This window comes from Lacipirellula parvula, assembly GCF_009177095.1.
Taxonomy (GTDB): domain Bacteria; phylum Planctomycetota; class Planctomycetia; order Pirellulales; family Lacipirellulaceae; genus Lacipirellula; species Lacipirellula parvula.
The window spans coordinates 2,388,115-2,404,285 of sequence record NZ_AP021861.1 but is presented as its reverse complement, the minus strand read 5'-3'; the positions used below and the strand labels follow the sequence as shown (position 1 = coordinate 2,404,285).

Annotated in this window: 16 protein-coding genes; 7 read left to right on the top strand and 9 right to left on the bottom strand. The window is 60.6% G+C overall.

Annotated elements, in window-relative coordinates:
• Positions 1-60 precede the first annotated feature (60 nt).
• Complete coding sequence (locus PLANPX_RS09480; RefSeq protein ID WP_152098499.1) at positions 61-933, bottom strand: RNA polymerase sigma-70 factor; 873 nt, start codon at positions 931-933, stop codon at positions 61-63.
• Positions 926-2,278, bottom strand: coding sequence for a protoporphyrinogen/coproporphyrinogen oxidase (locus PLANPX_RS09475; RefSeq protein WP_152098498.1), 1,353 nt, complete (start codon positions 2,276-2,278; stop codon positions 926-928). Before PLANPX_RS09475 ends, PLANPX_RS09480 begins: the two co-directional genes overlap by 8 nt.
• A gap of 275 nt (positions 2,279-2,553) precedes the next feature.
• Here PLANPX_RS09475 and PLANPX_RS09470 point away from each other — a divergent pair, with 275 nt between their 5' ends.
• From PLANPX_RS09470 to PLANPX_RS09445, 6 genes are all read left to right on the top strand, one after another.
• A complete protein-coding gene (locus PLANPX_RS09470; RefSeq protein WP_152098497.1) occupies positions 2,554-2,991 on the top strand; it encodes a cupin domain-containing protein in 438 nt (145 codons plus the stop codon).
• A 267-nt stretch (positions 2,992-3,258) separates the two neighbouring features.
• Positions 3,259-3,699 (top strand): DoxX family protein, encoded by a 441-nt coding sequence (locus tag PLANPX_RS09465; protein ID WP_152098496.1) that lies wholly within the window; start codon positions 3,259-3,261, stop codon positions 3,697-3,699.
• 80 nt (positions 3,700-3,779) lie between these two features.
• Positions 3,780-4,544, top strand: a complete 765-nt coding sequence (locus PLANPX_RS09460) for an SDR family oxidoreductase (protein ID WP_152098495.1) — start codon at positions 3,780-3,782, stop codon at positions 4,542-4,544.
• Positions 4,545-4,660: 116 nt separating this feature from the next.
• The gene (locus PLANPX_RS09455) at positions 4,661-6,034 is read left to right on the top strand and encodes an SWIM zinc finger family protein (RefSeq protein WP_172991953.1); all 1,374 of its coding nucleotides are present in this window, start codon (positions 4,661-4,663) and stop codon (positions 6,032-6,034) included.
• Positions 6,031-9,099 (top strand): DUF6493 family protein, encoded by a 3,069-nt coding sequence (locus tag PLANPX_RS09450; RefSeq protein WP_152098493.1) that lies wholly within the window; start codon positions 6,031-6,033, stop codon positions 9,097-9,099. Before PLANPX_RS09455 ends, PLANPX_RS09450 begins: the two co-directional genes overlap by 4 nt.
• A gap of 447 nt (positions 9,100-9,546) precedes the next feature.
• Entirely contained in the window at positions 9,547-9,825 is a 279-nt protein-coding gene (locus PLANPX_RS09445; protein ID WP_152098492.1) for a magnesium chelatase domain-containing protein, read from the top strand.
• A 38-nt stretch (positions 9,826-9,863) separates the two neighbouring features.
• Here PLANPX_RS09445 and PLANPX_RS09440 read toward each other — a convergent pair whose 3' ends face one another.
• The 4 genes from PLANPX_RS09440 to PLANPX_RS09425 form a co-directional block, all read right to left on the bottom strand.
• The gene (locus PLANPX_RS09440; RefSeq protein ID WP_152098491.1) at positions 9,864-10,559 is read right to left on the bottom strand and encodes a hypothetical protein; all 696 of its coding nucleotides are present in this window, start codon (positions 10,557-10,559) and stop codon (positions 9,864-9,866) included.
• A gap of 36 nt (positions 10,560-10,595) precedes the next feature.
• Positions 10,596-10,847 (bottom strand): hypothetical protein, encoded by a 252-nt coding sequence (locus PLANPX_RS09435; RefSeq protein WP_152098490.1) that lies wholly within the window; start codon positions 10,845-10,847, stop codon positions 10,596-10,598.
• A gap of 302 nt (positions 10,848-11,149) precedes the next feature.
• The gene (locus PLANPX_RS09430) at positions 11,150-11,470 is read right to left on the bottom strand and encodes a hypothetical protein (RefSeq protein WP_152098489.1); all 321 of its coding nucleotides are present in this window, start codon (positions 11,468-11,470) and stop codon (positions 11,150-11,152) included.
• Positions 11,467-12,876: an ATP-binding protein gene (locus PLANPX_RS09425; protein ID WP_152098488.1), complete on the bottom strand. Its 1,410-nt coding sequence runs from the start codon at positions 12,874-12,876 to the stop codon at positions 11,467-11,469. Before PLANPX_RS09425 ends, PLANPX_RS09430 begins: the two co-directional genes overlap by 4 nt.
• 43 nt (positions 12,877-12,919) lie before the next feature.
• On the opposite strand from PLANPX_RS09425, the gene PLANPX_RS09420 reads away from it, so the two are divergent.
• Positions 12,920-13,264 (top strand): recombinase family protein, encoded by a 345-nt coding sequence (locus PLANPX_RS09420; protein ID WP_152098487.1) that lies wholly within the window; start codon positions 12,920-12,922, stop codon positions 13,262-13,264.
• Positions 13,265-13,400: 136 nt separating this feature from the next.
• On the opposite strand, the gene PLANPX_RS09415 is transcribed toward PLANPX_RS09420, so the two are convergent.
• Genes PLANPX_RS09415 through PLANPX_RS09405 form a run of 3 tightly spaced genes read right to left on the bottom strand, consistent with a single transcriptional unit; the run spans position 13,401 to position 16,151 of the window.
• The gene (locus PLANPX_RS09415; RefSeq protein ID WP_152098486.1) at positions 13,401-13,709 is read right to left on the bottom strand and encodes a hypothetical protein; all 309 of its coding nucleotides are present in this window, start codon (positions 13,707-13,709) and stop codon (positions 13,401-13,403) included.
• Between the two features lie 9 nt (positions 13,710-13,718).
• Positions 13,719-15,005: an AAA family ATPase gene (locus PLANPX_RS09410; RefSeq protein WP_152098485.1), complete on the bottom strand. Its 1,287-nt coding sequence runs from the start codon at positions 15,003-15,005 to the stop codon at positions 13,719-13,721.
• A gap of 51 nt (positions 15,006-15,056) precedes the next feature.
• Complete coding sequence (locus PLANPX_RS09405; RefSeq protein ID WP_152098484.1) at positions 15,057-16,151, bottom strand: S1/P1 nuclease; 1,095 nt, start codon at positions 16,149-16,151, stop codon at positions 15,057-15,059.
• Positions 16,152-16,171: the final 20 nt, after the last annotated feature.

Below are 16,171 nucleotides of genomic sequence, written 5' to 3'. Positions count from 1 at the left end.
AACTTCGCCCGCCGCTATCCCGCCGTCCAGTCCAGTTTCACGCCTACCGCCAGCGCGCCGCTACTCCGCAATGCCGACGCGCGCCAACTTATCAGGATTCCGCATAATAAATCCTTTCACGATCCGCCCCTCGACAATCTCGAACGTCAGCACGATCACCACCTGACCGTCGAGCGTCGCCAAGAGCCCAGGCATCCCATTGACGGTGATCGCCTTGAGCTTCGCCAAATCAGGCGTCTTGCGAATGATGCCGAGGAAGAAGCGGCTGATCCGATCGGCGCCAAAGATCGGCGCCAACGCCGCCTTCGCCTTGCCGCCGCCGTCGGAATAAACCACCGCATCGCTCGCCAGCAGTTCAACCAGCCTGTTGAGGTCGCCGCTCGCGCACGCCGCCACGAACGCCCCCGTCACGCGTTCCGCTTCGGCACGCGTCGCATCGAACCGCGGCCGTCGCTGCCGCACATGCTCTTCCGCACGGCTTACCAGCTGCCGGCAATTCGCTTCGCTCTTCTCCAGCATCGCCGCGATCTCGGCGTAGCTGTAGTCGAACACTCGCCGCAGCAAGTATGCGGCCCGCTCCACCGGCGTGAGGCTTTCGAGCACGACCATCATCGCCATCGACACCGACTCCGCCGCCTCGGCCTGCACATCGGCCGCCGGCGCTTCGAGTTCCACCAGCGGTTCAGGCAGCCAAGGTCCCACGTACGTCTCCTTGCGGGCATCAATGGCCCGACGTCGATCGATGCACAGCCGCGTCACCGCGGTATTGAGCCACGCATGCGGCACAATCACCTCCGCCCGCGGCTCGCGATTCCAACGCAAGTACGCTTCCTGCAGCACGTCGTCCGCATCAGCCAGGGAGCCCAGCATGCGATACGCCAACCGCGAGAGCGACGGCCGCAGTTCTTCGAAAATCTCATCTGCTTCACGCATAGCTGACTCGCTTGTCGAGAATATTTACTTTTGCGGGCAACTTCGCAGCGCAGTCGGCGGCTTCCTCGCCGCTCGCCACCGCCGCATCAGCGAGCATCCCTCGCCCGCCGACCCAATCGCCTGCCAGGAACACCCGCGGTTCGCCCGGAACTGCCACGCCCGGCCGCCCCGCGAGTCCACCTTCGCTCGCCGTCACGAGGGCGTGCGTCACCGTCATGTTCGGAAGCGTCCGCCGTACGATCACCTCGTCACGCCAACCTGGCTGCAGATGATCGACCAAGCGCTCAATCTGCACTTCGTCCGCCGCTGAGGCCGTTTCGGCGCCAAGGTACTTCATCGCATGCACCACCGCCACGCCGTCGCGAGCCAACTTCGCCGCCGCCGAATGGACGGAGAAGTACAGCGGCTCGTCGCCGCCAAGCGCGAACCGAGCCTCGGGATCAGGCAACTTCTCAAGCGCCATGTCGAGACACGACGCCTTCACCGGCAACAACTCCGTCAACTGCTTCCGCCACGCCGCGGGGCTCGCGTCGCCCAGCAATTCTAGTGCTTCCTGAGGTCCGGTCGCCAGCACTGCCGCGGCGCCATGCAGCGTTGTGCCGTCCGCCAGCCGCACTTCGACGCCCGCTTCGTCCGCGGCAACGTCGACCGCCCGGCTCGACGCATTGATCTCGGCCCCCTGCCCCACGGCCTGCGCCCGCAGCCCTTCGATGAGCGTCTGCCAACCGCCGTCGAGATACCACACGTTCGCCGCGAACCCGAGCCGCATCTGATCGATCGCCGCCCCAGCCGATTCCAGCTCGCCCCGATTGCCGTAGGTGGTGAGCCGGAACATCGCTTCCAAAAACCGCGCGACCCGCCCGTCGCCCACGTGTCCATAAATCCACGATTGCAGCGCCACGCAATCGAGCGAGCGCGCGTTGAGTTTGCCCAGCGAACCAAGCAGCCGCGTCAGTCGCCACTTGTCGCGTAGCGAGAAGAAGCCCGACGCCAAAATATTCGCCACGCCACGCGGCAACCGATGCCCGGCGCCATGGTCGACCAACTGGCCGCGCCCCTGGCTCGGAAAGCCGCCGCGAAACGTGACGCCAAGTTCGTTGAGAATGCGAAACGCCTCGCCGCCGCAGTAGAGCGCGTGCGCGCCCAGGTTCAGCGAAACGTCGTGCTTCACATTCGTCGCCGCGCGGCCGCCAAGATGCTTCGCCTGCTCGACGAGCGTCACTCCCCTCCCCCGCCGCGCCAGCGACGCCGCGGCCGTCAGCCCCGCCAGCCCGCCGCCGATGACAATAATCTGGCCGCTCCGTTCGCCGCTTTCCGCCTGCCGTCCTATGTTGCTAGATTGCATGATCTACTCCTTCGCTCGTCGATGAACTTGTTGTCGTTCGTTCAATTCGCATGGTTGACGATTGATCCGCTCCGCCTGTGACAGACAACGCCAAAGAATTTCTGAGCGGCACGAAACGGGCCAAAAATCAGGCGGTTTCGCTGTTGTGGCACGGGGAGAAACTCGAAAACTGAAGAAATTTTCTAGTAGCGTGTCACAGCCGGCGTCCCCCAGCCGTCAACTTGCCGGAATGGGACTCATCCCCAGGCATTCACACCGATCTAGGAGGGTTTTCGATGAAACGTCTATTCGCCACACTCACCATCCTGCTCGCAGCCGGCGGCTTCGCGGTCGCCCACGACGCTGACGACAAAGCCCCCCACGATGGCGAGAGCGTGAAACTGATCGCCCAACACCTGATGAGCGAAAAACTCGATGGCGAGGAAGCCACAGCCTCGGTCGTCGAAGTGACGATCGCCCCCGGCCAAGAGGGCCTCGCGCATCGCCACCCCGGTCCCGGCATCGTCTACGTCATCGAAGGGACGTACGAACTCGGCATCGACGACAAGCCGACCGAAATTTTCAAAGCGGGCGAAAGCTTTTACGAACCAGGCGGCTGCCTCCACCGCGTCTCGCGCAACCCGTCGAAAACGGAGCAGACGAAGCTCGTCGCCATCGTGCTCCATCCCCGCGACGCGAAGGAAGTAGCGATTCCCGAACCGAAGACCAAGTAGCGCAACTAGCCCCGGGCTCCGCCCGGGGGTCGGCAACCATACCGGCAGACGTCGTCCCGCATGACGCCGCCATGCTGTATGTTGTGGCTCCCTCCCCCTTGAGGGGAGGGCTGGGGAGGGGGTGGAACGCTGGTACCCGCTTCAATCACCCCTCCCTAACCCTCCCCCTCAAGGGGAGGGGACCTCAAGGTTTCATTTCTTCCTTGCTTCCCGCGGCTAGCTGAAGACAACACTAACTGCAAACCTGCATCAGCCACACGCAGCCCCATGAACCGCACCGTCATCGCCGCCTGGGTCGTCCGCCTAGGACTCGCCGCGTCGTTCCTCTCCGCCGTCGCCGATCGCCTCGGCTTATGGGGATCGCCCGGCAGCCCCGGCGTCGTCTGGGGCAGCGTCGCCAACTATGAATCGTACACCGCGACGCTCATCTACTTCCTGCCGGCGGCGCTCATTCCGATCTTCGGCTGGATGGCCACCGGCGCCGAAACCTGCATCGCGATCGGCCTACTCATCGGCTGGCGATTGAATTGCTTCGCACTCAGCGCCGCGGTATTGCTCACGTTGTTCGCCGCGTCGATGACCGTTGCGCTCGGCCCCAAGCCGCCCCTCGACTACTCGGTATTCTCCGCCGCCGGCGCAGCATTTTTGCTGTACGCAGTGGCAAGCTCAGCGGAAGCTCGCGTCACGTCAGCGGCGAATCCTGTTTGACCTGAACACAACTGCCGAACCCTCGGCTCGATCAACCACCACGCCCCTCACGGGCAGCACCTCAACCTCGAGGACCTACCATGAAAATCATCGTCATCGGCGGCACCGGCGCCATCGGCTCTCGCGTCGTCAACAACCTCAACGCCCGCGGCCACGAAGCGATCAGCGCCTCGCCCCGCAGCGGCGTCAACGCCGTCACCGGCGAAGGCCTCGCCGACGCCCTCCGCGGCGCCCAAGTCGTCGTCGACGTCGCGAACTCCCCGTCGTGGGAAGACAACGCCGTCCTCGAGTTCTTCCAGACGTCGACGCAAAACATCCTCGCCGCCGCCAAGGCCGCCGGCGTCGGCCACTACGTCGCCCTCTCCATCGTCGGCGCCGACCGCCTCCCCGACAGCGGCTATATGCGAGCCAAGGTCGCCCAAGAAAACCTCATGAAGGCGGGCGATGTCCCCTACACGATCGTTCGCGCCACGCAGTTTATGGAATTCCTCGGCGGCATCGCCGACGCCAGCGGCGGGGGCGACGAAATTCGACTCACCACCTCGCTGCTCCAACCGATCGCAGCGGACGACGTCGCCGCCGCGGTGACCGACGTCGCGCTCGAATCACCGGCGAACGCCACGCTCGACATCGCCGGCCCCGTCGCCTACCCGATGGCGGAGATCGTCGGCGCCTACCTGCAGGCCAAGGGCGACAAGCGGCGGATTATTGCCGACGACCAAACTGGTTACTTTGGCGCTGCCCTAGCCAAGCGGGCGTTAGTTCCCGCCGGAGAAGCCCGCATCGGCGCCACGTCGTTCGACCAATGGCTCCAACGCCAAGGTCTCCTCGCCCTCGCCAAGTAAATCGCGAGGTTCGCCGTCATTCGGATTCTCAATCACGATTTGTAATTCCGCTCCACTTTGGGCAGAATGGTCGAGCTTCGCGCTTCGACCATTCTCCTCAAGGCGGAATTCCACCCGTGTCCACTGCCGCCGCTCTCGACTTCACTTACAAGTACCCGTTCGCGTCGGCCGTCGGCGACGCCGAGCGCGGGTTCGGCCTCACGCTCGCCACGTGCGGCCCGCGTCACGAACATCCCTACTTCTTCGAAGGCCGCCTCCGCAGCCCGCGCGAGATGGCCGACATGCTGCTGGTTCTCAGCGACGTGGTGCGCACGCACTTCTTCCTCCCTCGCCCGGCGCTTCTCGACCCCGTGGTCACCAGCAGCGAAGCGATGCTGCGGTTCGAAGGTTTTAGCGGCTGCTGCGGCGTTTACGCCCGCGCCGACTTGCCCGCCGAGGCGTTCGAGAGCGACCTCCAGGGACGCGGCACGACGAACGTCGATTTCAACAACCCCATGCGCACGGCCCTCGCCCGGTTGCGCGACCACGACGACGCTCGCCTCTCCGTCGGCGGCGATTCCGTCGAACTGGCGAGCGGCGATCAACGCGTCGTCGAGAAAAAAGTGAAACTCCCCGTCCGCTGGATCAAGGGCTTCAGCGAAGTCCAGCTCTACCAGCCGACGATGTCGCTCCGCATGGAAGCCTCGGCCGCCGAAGCGCGGCAATTCATCCGCAGCCTCCCCCGCTCCGCCGTCCCCAAGCAAATTTGCTACGTTACGCAGTCGGGCAAGACGCTGCGATTGAGCCAGCGCGTCGCCCGCGGCGCCATTCCCTTCGCCGGGACGCATCGCGTCAAAATCCTCGAACCGCTGCTTAACTCGGCCAAGTCGCTGCGAATTTGGGCGGACGACGAGTCGGGCGTCAGCGGCTGGGAGGTGTTGCTGAAAGCGGGCCGCTTCTTCTTGATGCTCAGCCCCGAAGTCTATCGCGGCTTTTCCGGCGAAGGCCAAGCCCTCGCTCAGCTCGCCGGCGAACGCTGGAGAGACGCCCTCCCCGCGGTGCAAGGGCGTTTGAAGTGGCAATCGCAACTCGACGCCGCCGAACTCGCTCGCGACGTGAGTTTGCCGACCGCTGAAATCGAAGCCGCCTTCGCGGTCCTCGGCGCCCGCGGCCTCGCCGGCTACGACCTCAACCAAGCCGCTTACTTCCACCGCGAGCTGCCGTTCGAACTCGACAAGGTCGAGCAAATGCAGCCCCGTTTGAAGAATGCCCGCAAGCTGCTCGAAGGCGCCCACGCCCGCATCATCACGCAAACAACGCAGCCCGACGGGCTCGAAGCCGACGTCGAAGTCGACGGAACGAACGTGCTCCACCTCGTTCGCCTCCGTCCGCAAGGCGACAAGTGCACCTGCCCCTGGTTCAGCAAAAACCAAGGCCAACGCGGCCCCTGCAAACACATTCTGGCCGGACGAATGCTCGTTGACGGCGCCGACGACGAGGAACTGGCATGACGGCGGATGAATGGGGCCAACTCATCGTCTCGGGTAAGTTCGACGAAGTCGCCGCGGCGGCAGCCGGACTTACAGAAGCGGAACGCCGCGCGCTCTCCAAAACCACGGCGAAGCTGGCGACGACAATCCGACGCAACTCCTGGCAGGACTCGCTGAAGCCGGCCGTCGAGGAAACGCATCCGACGCTCGCCCCTCACTTGAACCTGCGCGACCGCGACGTCGTCTGCACCGCGGTCGAGATCGCGGTCCTCAGCGTCTGCCCGTTAGGCGACGCCAAAAAAGTCCGCATGCACACGCTTCGTAACGATACCCATGCGGCGTTGGTTAAAGTGCTGACCGACCGCCGACCCGAGTGGATCGATGATTTTGTCGATCACCATCTCAGCCCACGCAACGAGTGGCAAACTTTTGAGTGGGCCCCACTGCGCGAACTCATCCGCAACGGCGTCTGCGCCAAGCCGACCTCGGACGGTTACGTGCGGTTGTACGCGATGAACATGGGCGCTTGGTACTACCACACCGACCAATACGTTCCAATTTCCGAACAGCTGGCGGCCGAGCCCGATCTGCTGGACGACGTGTGGCGTTTGTTCGAGGTCGAGAATTTTGCCTTCTCCGCGCCAATGGAGGTCACGTCGTCGAATACTCCCAGTCAGTACGAGAGCTGGCACACGTCGATCGCCAAACTCTCCGCCCGCGGGCTGCTCGATCGCCAGCGCCTGCTCGATGAAAGCATCGCCGCCCTGCAGCGAGGTTTTAAAAACAACGCGCTCAGCGGCTACGCTCGCTTGCACGACCACCTCCAACCGACGCTCGACGAACTCGCCGCCCGCCAGCCGGCGTACCTCGATCTGCTTACCGCGCGCGTCGGCCAGGTCGTCAACTTCGGCATCAACACGCTGAAGAAACTCGACCAGGCAAAGCGGCTTGACGACGCTGGGTTCATCGCCGGCGCCGGCCGCGCCTTCGATTTACCCGCCAAGGGGCCTGCGAAAACCGCGATCGGCCTCTTCAAAAAAATTGGCAAGCGTTCGCCCCAACTGACGCCGACGGCGACCCGCGCGCTCTTGCACAGTGCGCTCATCCATCCCGACGCCGACTGCGCCGCGGCCGCGGCGCAGTTGCTCGTCGAGTGGCGGGCGCAGCTCGACGAGAAGACCATCGCCGCGATCAACGAACGGCTGCCGGAACTCCCCGCCACCGTCCAAGCGCTGCTGCAACCGCTCGTCGTCGCTGCCAACAACGGCATTTCACCCTCCCTCGCGGGCGCCGCCGTCACGCCAGACGATGCGGAGATCGCCACGGCGGTCGCCGAACTGCGTCAACAGGCTGATGCACTTCCCGAACGTTGGCGCACTCTCGTCGGCGTCGATGACGCCTTGGCCGCCGTCGATGAGGATCGTTGGCCCGCCGCCATCGACTTCGTCTGGACGGATGTTCCCATTCTCACCGGCGTCGAACTGCTTCCCCGCGTCGAATCGGCGGACGAACTGCTCGACCTCGTCGCCCGCGCCGTCGAGCAAGTTGAGTCGGGCGACGATATCGAACGCATTCTCGACGGCATCGCCCGCCTCGGCGCTCAGAAGCCGCCCGACTGCGAGCGTCGCGCGAATCCCATTCTGCAGCGAATTGCCGAACGACCGCAGTTCAACGGCCACAGCATCACCGACATTACCTGCACTCCCAAGGGCTTTATTGCCGCCGTCATTTGGTGGCTCGGCGGCGACGACTTGCTGGCTAGCTTCCGCCGCGATTGGGAACGAATCAATTACAGCTCCAACATCGTCGATTTTCTTAGTCGCCGTTGTGAGGAGACGCTCGCCCGCCTCCGCGCGGGACACTTCGGCCCGATGCTCAGCACGCCGACCCACGCCGGCGGCTGGATCGATCCCCTCGCCTTTGCCGCCCGTTGGCGCTACTGGCTAGCCAATCCCGCTGCGAGGCTCGACCTCGACCTTGTGTTAGCCCTGCACCGTATGGCGCCCGACCATCGCCCCGCAGCGCTCGCCGAGCTAGCCAACGTCGAACATCCCTCGATCGCCGCAATCCGCTGGGCCCTTGGCGACCGCTCCACTCCGCCCCGCATTGCGCCCGAAGCGGCCGAACTGTGGGTCGCCGCCGCGAACGCCCGCGGCCAAGACTCCGCATTCACGGCCATCGCCGACGCTGGCGTGCTACTGCAGGGACCGAATGTTTCCGGCCGCGCGCACTACGCCTGGACGATCTCTTGGCACGAATGGAAATCATTCAGCGGCGACGAAACGTTCCGCCTCCCGCAGATCAAGTTCACCCGCTCCCCCGCGCTCGCTGGCTCTCCTGGAGACGATTGCCTCGCCGCGCTGCTTCACTCCTTCCAAGATCGATACTGGCGCCCCTCGATGATCGAGCATCTGGCTTCGCTCCAACCGAGCGACGGCTCGGGATTGCTCAGCGCCGGCATTGAACGTCTCATCGGCCGCATCGATGATCCTAGTTCGTCCTTCGAACCAAACCACCCTTTTCTCCAATCCCTCATTCAAGTCGACCGCCCGCTCGACGAACTTGCCTACCTGGCGCTCGTCACCGGCTTCATGGGCAAAGACGCCGACTCCGCCGCCGTCGCCCGCGACGCGTTGATCGACGCCGTCGACGACGGCCGCGCAGATGGCCAAGCGTTCGGCGCGCTCCTCTCGCAGCTGACGCTGGCCGACTGGCTGAAGCTAAATCGCATCTCGGCCAACCTAGCCGAAGTCGCGCGCAACTCGCCTCTCCACGCAGCGACGGTGGCACAAGCCATCGACGCCCTCATCGCCGCCTACGCCGCGTTCGCGTTGCCGCGCGACTTCCACCATTTGCTGACGGTGCAACTCGAGTTGCTGATGCAACTCGGATTGCGCCCCACCGAGGCGGCCTGCGCCAGCCTGCGAAAGGCAACCGGCTCCAGCAAAACCGGCAAGCTCTCCGCCCGCATGCTCGCTCTGGAGCATCGCCCCACGGCCGCGCTCGCGGAGGCCAAGCAGCGCCTCGTCGAAAGCCGCCTCCTTCGGGCGACGCGGTGGGCTGCGGGGGCGTCTTCCGGATTGTAAAGCAGCGTCTCCGGCGATCTCCGTTCACCCTCGGGCGCTGATCTAACGCGACGACGTTTCTGGAAGATTTGAGTGGAAACTGGGCCACTCAATCGCATATAATGCACGTCCGTTCAGTTACCGATAATTGTCGCCCGCCAACCTTGCCGGCCTGAGAGCATCTGCTGCGAAACTACCTATTTTGACTTCAACTGTCGCGTCAAATCCCGCCTCAAATCGCCAAAAAGCGACGCAACATTAATCAGTAAATACACTTACGACGCGACATACATTGTCGCCAAAAATCGCAACGACGAAATCTAGCGACGCGACACGACAACGCCCCACCCCCAACAACCATCCCGTCGATCCCCCTTAGTCCTGTCATCCTGTCAATAAACCCAACCAACTCACCATCCAACCAAGCCCAACAACATAGTTCCCGATGCGGTTGCTACACTATTACCCATGCTCGCCAAACTCCACACCTTCTCACTTCTGGGAATCGACGCCCTCCCCGTAGAGGTCGAGGTCGACGTCTCGCCCGCGGCGTTGCCGAAGACGGTCCTCGTCGGCCTCCCCGAGCAGGCGGTGAAGGAGAGCATCCACCGCATCGAACGGGCCCTCGTGAACAGCGGCTTTGTCCTCCCGGCCAACCGCATTGTCATCAACTTGGCGCCAGGACGATCCCGTTGGGAAAGCATGACTTTTCCCCTGAAATCGCGTGGATTTCGACACTTTCCATAACGCTCCGCCCGTGGTTCGTTCCAGCCTTGGTTTCCGTCTTAGAGAAGTGGCAAACAATGCGATCGACGACGCCGCCAAGAGCTTCCGTCTTTTGCCGCCCCGCCGCTCCGTTGCTGAGAACAGCCTGCGCATTGTCTAGCGAGGCCTGCCGCTCGCTGCTTGAACGCTTTGTCCGCTTGCGAGAATGCAACCGGATCGTTGACTGCAATGAGTCGCGCCTCTGCCAGTTGGTACTCTGATTCGGGGACCGCGGTGTAGTGCGCAAGTAAGTAACTCTCGCCCGCGGTCGTGTGACGGTTGCGCCAAGCGGGATCGGACTCCATTCTCACGCGAGCGGCTTCGGCATCTTTCTTGGCCTGCCATGCCGCTGCCTCCTCAAGAATCTCGTCTCGCTGCGATTTGGGTTGGCCGAATTGAGCGTCGTAAGCTTCGAGCGCGAGAAGATGAGGATTGCGTTCGTCACCACTTTCGACGGCATTAGAAGTGCCAAGCGTGACGACTTTGTCCACGGCAGGTATGTCGTCCAAGCGGCCACGAAAGCCCCAAATAAGAGTCCTGTCGGGGATGGGCGCGCCATTGATCTTGTCGAGCTTGTCGAGAATTCCGTTCAGGCGCTGGATGACAAGGCCTTCACTGAAGGCGTTGCTAAAGTGAAATTTTACCGATCTGTGCGCGAGCCATTCATAATGGCCTTCGCGACGTTTAACAATGTTTGTCAGTCGGGGGTCAAGCATGCTGGTGACCTTTCAGAGTCAAGGGATGAAGGTGACTTAGTCTCGCAAGAGAATCTTGCTAACTGTCGTGAGGTAGAAGGCGTCGTAGAGGCTTAGCGACAACGAGAATTCAAGCTTGCCGCGGTAGAGAACGAGCTTGTCGTCGTCCATCCTCGCTCGGATGCGATCGTCGTACCTAAGCCGGAACTTGGCGCAGAGCTTGACGAGAAGTCGATTGGCGTCGTCATCGAAGCCGCGACGCTTTCCATCTTCGGCCTTAAGTCGTTGCCGCTCCGGTCCTGTTTTCATTGCCCACCAAAGTCTTGGAGGTTTCATTAGATGCCCTGTTGTGAACGGATTCGGCGAGCTAGACAACGAGTCGCTCGCCGATCGTCCGCGCCATCTTTGCGCGGGCGCGTCGGAGTCCCCGACGTATAGCGGCGAGTATGTTACTCTCGCCGCGAACTGTAAGAGCGGCGCGCGCCAGGATGCCTGACGCGCGCCGAGATGCTACAACGCAACCGAAGGCAGTCGCGGAGCAAGTTGGTTGGCCGCCGCCTTCGAGAAGACAAGGCGCGACGACGGCGGCCCGAATGCTGGCTGCCTGACAGTCAACGTTCGTGTTTCAATCGTTCGGCATGAGCGAGGGCTCTACCTTCGATTCGGGCGAACGCCATCAGAACTTTGGCGGTACGCTCGCCGTGAGCTTCAGTCAACTTTTCGAGTGCGCGATATTCATCACATTGCACCCGGCCGATCGAATACGGTTTATTAGTACGCTCGGGGTGATAGACCACGTCTATATCGGAGACGGGCCGGAACACTGCTGCAACTTCAAGGGCGTCGTAGTCGAGCGCGTACAAGATGCGTTCTAGCTGCTGGCGGGTTAGCCGAACGATATCGAATCGGTCACCGCTTGATTGGATGTTCATGCCGCCTCCACTTGCCATACGCTTACCTTGCCTCGCTCGGCGCGCGTGAAGCACAATCCGCCGCAAACCCGTCCACGATATTTGTACAAAGCTTGTCCCAACGCTTGTCGCTTGCCGCCGCGGCCGTCGATGTCCGCCAGAGCGGCTCGCAACGTATGAAATTTGTCAGGATGGTACTCGACCGCCTCAATTGCTTCGGCAGCCGTGAAGCCAGTGCCGTCGCCGAGTTCCCGCCATCCGGCGAGCAAGGCTTGCAGTAAAGTTGTGTCAGAGTCCGCGGCCTGCAAGTCCGACTGAGTTGCGATTGGATCGGGCAGGCCGCACCATATAGTCGCGGAGCGCACCAACTCTGACCAGCTCTCAAAGCTACCCAGCGGCGCGCATTGCTTTGGCCGACCCGCCTCGCAATAGCCTCTCAGGATGGCGAGCGCACACGCGGTGAGGTAGCCGCGACTGGCGTGAACGAATGTAAGCAAATCCGTGTGCTTAAATCCTGTGCGATGCTCGGGGTTTTCCTCTCGCGACTCCAGCCGACAATAGTTGGTGCGGCGGCGAGTGTCGCGGCCCAGAATCACGTTGTTGCCTGTTGCGAAGAATGTCACCCTCAACGGGAGCTTTACCGTCTTGGAGACGCCCAAAATGCGATCGCTCCATTCTGTCGCTGTAAGTGCAGCATCAAATGCGGCCGACCGAAGTTCGCCGTGAATATTGTCGAGCAACACGCATGGCTCGCCCTCCAGGGCAATCGCCGTAACTCGCTTGCGCCATTCGCCATCATTCTCGGGGGCCGTCGTAACCGCCATCGACCGACCAGTCGCGATGATGGAAGTCGCTTTTGCTAGCAGTGTTTTGCCCGACCCAGGCGCATTCGCATCGAATAAATTCAAAGGCGCACAGCCTTTGAGCGCAAGTCGCGCCAATGGAGTGAGCGTACTCGCGAACCATGCGGACCGATTGGCATCACCCGCAAATGGGAAATCGGTGACTAGATCAAGCAGGGAATCTCGCGCTTCCTTTACATTGCAAACAACAGGGAAGTCAGTGGTAGGAGCGAAGTACACGCCACTTTCGATATCGAAGCCGGGACGATCGATTACGGTACCGTCAGCACGCAACATGGGAACTTCGCTGACAGCCTCCAGCGTCGGGACTGGCCATTGATTGCGCGAGTCGATGGCGCTCACCACCCAAGGTGGGACGTGGCAGCGCTTCCACTCATTCGCTCGCATGTCGAGCCGCTCAAAGTATGCAGCCTTTGCAAGAACCTCGCGAAGGGCTGCCGATGAGAGTACCTCGATACGAGGCGCATCGGCGTCACGTTCGATCTTCGGCGGCGGCGGAGTGGCGCGGGACACGCGCACAAGCAAATTGCCGCGCTGATAGACGTTCTCTAAGGTTAGCCGCATCGTAGTTTGGCGACTCGACCGCCTTGGCCGCACGGCGGCCGGATTGACCGCGCTATTTGCCGACCTCATTGCCCGCAAGGTGGGACTCTACAGCCTGAAGGATGCGCTTGACCTGGAGACGCCCGCAGGTCGCCTGATGGCCAACGTCCTTGCCTCGGTCGCCGCTTACGAGACAGAGGTACGTAGTGAGCGGCAGAGGGCCGGCATTGCTGCTGCCAGGGAAAAGGGCAAGAGCTGGGGAGGCAGCCAGCCAGGGCGACGGCTGACCGTGACCGAAGATCAAGTGAAGACAGTGCGGCGGCTACACCGTGAGGCCACGCCAATCGCTCGCATCGCTCGCAGCGTGGGCCTATCCAGGCCCACTATCTACAGACTATTAGCGACGTGAGTTGAGCGGCAAATTCGCCGAAATAATGGATGGGTGGATCTAATTTTGAGACTGCAACGAGCAAATAAATGGCAATGGTATAGCGGCTCTTATTTGCCCAGAATCGTGCGCAGAAAATACGGCCGTCGCCTCATTCTCAAGGGGAATCGGATTCAGTGGAAGTTAGTCGCGTTGTTTCAATCAATAGGTTAATCAGCTTGTCCACGATGAGAAATCGATCGGTATCGGGTATTGGAAGCATTCGCCCTTCGCTTATGTATCTATTACCAACCATCAGAAGCACATTCAATTCCTCCGCAATCTCAGCGCTCCCATCGTTGGAGTTGAGAACCATTAATGCGGGCACCCAGGCATTAAATAGCCTTTCTTCAAAGGTTCCGTCGCCTTGGCACAATGCCGTAATGGCGACAGCGACCTTCTCCCACACGTAGTCTACAGATGACATTTGCCCACCTCACTGGAATCTGATTTTGTCGCCAGTAACCAAGAATCTATCGATGGCGATATCAGCCGACAGTACCATCTCATCGTGCGATAAGAGTATTCTGAGCGCTCTTACAGCGGAGTACACTCGCTCAAGCAATGCTTGCTGTTGCGTGAAAATTGAAGTATCGAAGTGATTGTCGTCTAGGCGATGTGCTGGGCCTTGGCGTAGCCTTCGTACTTCACGCAACGTGGCGATTGCAGTATCCCACGGATTCCAATTCTCGACTTCAAAGTGCGCGCGCAACCATTCGTCAAGAATCGCTAGCGTTCCTTTCTGCTCAACTCGTATTCGGCCATCTGCCTGAACGATTTCCCTTTCATAGGGAACATCATTTGCGAAAAATCGACGATTCAAGTTGTCGGAAAGCATTCGGTCGAGAACGAGTATAAACGATTGGTATTCGTGATTTGTCGGCCGTAGCAAGAACGCAAACTCTGCTGGCTTTCGCTCACCGTATTCACCGAATGATTCAGTGAAGAGTGGCTCACGTCCCATAGCAGCTGCCATTTTGTTTATTAACCGCATTTCTGCCAGAATCGCGTCACACGCAGACACCCCAGTGTCCCAAGAACCCATTATCTTCGATTCGAAGTAGTCAGGATGCAACGCATATTCCCCGTTAAGCTCCCGCGCGTGCCACATCCGTTGGTGCTCAGCACTTAAATCTGCAAGATAGCGGAGAAACACAGCTACGGCCCGATTCATGTCTTGATCAAACGAAAAACCGAACGTACTCAAGAGTATTTTGTCTGCTTCTGCTACTTGCTCACACTCGAAGAACTCATCGCGTATGCAAATGTCGCCCGATAAGTCAAAGTTTCGATACCTGTATCGCGGATCGTTTCTATAGTCTTCAAGTACGTGCAAATCAAACGACCGGAACGAAAGCTGGGGCTCACCCAACGCCATTGCCCTTTTGTATGGCAAGGTTGCATATAGATCAGGCGGCACGTATTCATTCAAATAGGGTCGCCGAAGATAGAGACAAGTATGATTCGCATCTGCACACGCCAATGAGCCTATCTGAGTATCAACGTCAGAAAAGCCTAACAGTACGATGTGCGAATTACCGCCCTCCAGCCCGAGAAGTCCGACGATTTCATTCCGGATAAGTTCCTGTAACACTCCAGTAAGTTGTTCGGCACTGGAGTCTGTACGCCGCAACAGTTCACCGAACGGGATACCGTTGAAGTCCCTTGATTCCAGGTAGAATCTCGCAATTTCGGCTTTCACTATTTCTGTATCGAGCGGCATAAGAGAAGTTCTGCCAAGCAGCTTTGTTTATAGAGAGTAAGTTCGATCGACTTAGCCGCCGCACTGGCCACATGCTTTCCCGTCGCTGGCCGCACACGCGCGCCCGTTCTTGGTGTTGTGATACCATCGGCAGCCAGAATTGTGCCGGACATTGCCGTTAGTGTTTAGCCAGTGCGTTAACTCGGACCGGGCTGGCGTCAATGACATTGGCCGTGGCGTCGGCTTTGCTGCCGCCGCAAAGTCAAATTCGGGAACTGGCTTCGCTTCAGCCTCAACAGGCTCCGCGCTCCCTCCAAGTAACACACCGAGCCGTAGTCCTGCCGCAACCACGCGGTGGCGCGCATGCTCGCCGCTTGCCTTAAGATAAGACGCCGGCAGTCGAATCTTGGGCAACTCGCCCGGCTGTCGAGTTGCTTCAAGTATCTCAGGACAGTAAGCGAATTCTTTCGCGAGCTTGTGGCTTTCCTGTAGCCATAATCCAACGTCGCCCGGCTCAACCTTCCATAACTCAAGGCGCGCCTTGAGTTCGGCAATCTCACGCTTTACGTCGTTGGCGCGATGCTGTCGCCCTAGCAAGTTATCCCAGAGCGAATGCAAGTTGTCGCCCTGTACTAGCGGTATCGAGTTGCCGCCACGGTCGCCATCGGGAAACCGCTCCGAGAAGAGCGCAGTTGAGTGCATTGGCTGATGCAAGTCGCCAACCAAGTGAAACAGCCAACTATACGCAAGCGCCTTTTGACTTGGCGGGGCATCGCTCGCGATTACCTTGCGGCAGTACGCGATGGCTTGAATGATGTTCCACTCTTCGGCTTTGCCGACAGGCTTCGGAACGAAATTAAAGCCTCTCTCACGTCCAATGGCGATATTGACGTAGTGCCAGGTCGGCATATCGAAGCCGGCTTTGCCGCGAGCGATATCTGGCCAGACGGCGGCTTGCTGAAATATCCAGCGATCATCGCCAATGTCACCTTGCTTCGCGAAGTCCTCATCAAAGCGTGGATGACGCCGAAGCGTTCTGACTATCTCGCTTCTCTGGTCCTCACTTAGCTGCTGCCAAGCAATATCGGCAATCACCTTGTGTCCAAGCGCGTTCCACGCATGGGCTGGCGAGACGAACAGCAACAATAGGATGAGCGCGCGAATCATATCTGATAGTCTACTGTGAA

Coding starts and splice junctions, on each gene's coding strand:
- PLANPX_RS09480 (WP_152098499.1), bottom strand. CDS start 933: ATGCGTGAAGCAGATGAGATTTTCGAAGAACTGCGGCCGTCGCTCTCG.
- PLANPX_RS09475 (WP_152098498.1), bottom strand. CDS start 2,278: ATGCAATCTAGCAACATAGGACGGCAGGCGGAAAGCGGCGAACGGAGC.
- PLANPX_RS09470 (WP_152098497.1), top strand. CDS start 2,554: ATGAAACGTCTATTCGCCACACTCACCATCCTGCTCGCAGCCGGCGGC.
- PLANPX_RS09465 (WP_152098496.1), top strand. CDS start 3,259: ATGAACCGCACCGTCATCGCCGCCTGGGTCGTCCGCCTAGGACTCGCC.
- PLANPX_RS09460 (WP_152098495.1), top strand. CDS start 3,780: ATGAAAATCATCGTCATCGGCGGCACCGGCGCCATCGGCTCTCGCGTC.
- PLANPX_RS09450 (WP_152098493.1), top strand. CDS start 6,031: ATGACGGCGGATGAATGGGGCCAACTCATCGTCTCGGGTAAGTTCGAC.
- PLANPX_RS09445 (WP_152098492.1), top strand. CDS start 9,547: ATGCTCGCCAAACTCCACACCTTCTCACTTCTGGGAATCGACGCCCTC.
- PLANPX_RS09440 (WP_152098491.1), bottom strand. CDS start 10,559: ATGCTTGACCCCCGACTGACAAACATTGTTAAACGTCGCGAAGGCCAT.
- PLANPX_RS09435 (WP_152098490.1), bottom strand. CDS start 10,847: ATGAAAACAGGACCGGAGCGGCAACGACTTAAGGCCGAAGATGGAAAG.
- PLANPX_RS09430 (WP_152098489.1), bottom strand. CDS start 11,470: ATGAACATCCAATCAAGCGGTGACCGATTCGATATCGTTCGGCTAACC.
- PLANPX_RS09425 (WP_152098488.1), bottom strand. CDS start 12,876: ATGCGGCTAACCTTAGAGAACGTCTATCAGCGCGGCAATTTGCTTGTG.
- PLANPX_RS09415 (WP_152098486.1), bottom strand. CDS start 13,709: ATGTCATCTGTAGACTACGTGTGGGAGAAGGTCGCTGTCGCCATTACG.
- PLANPX_RS09410 (WP_152098485.1), bottom strand. CDS start 15,005: ATGCCGCTCGATACAGAAATAGTGAAAGCCGAAATTGCGAGATTCTAC.
- PLANPX_RS09405 (WP_152098484.1), bottom strand. CDS start 16,151: ATGATTCGCGCGCTCATCCTATTGTTGCTGTTCGTCTCGCCAGCCCAT.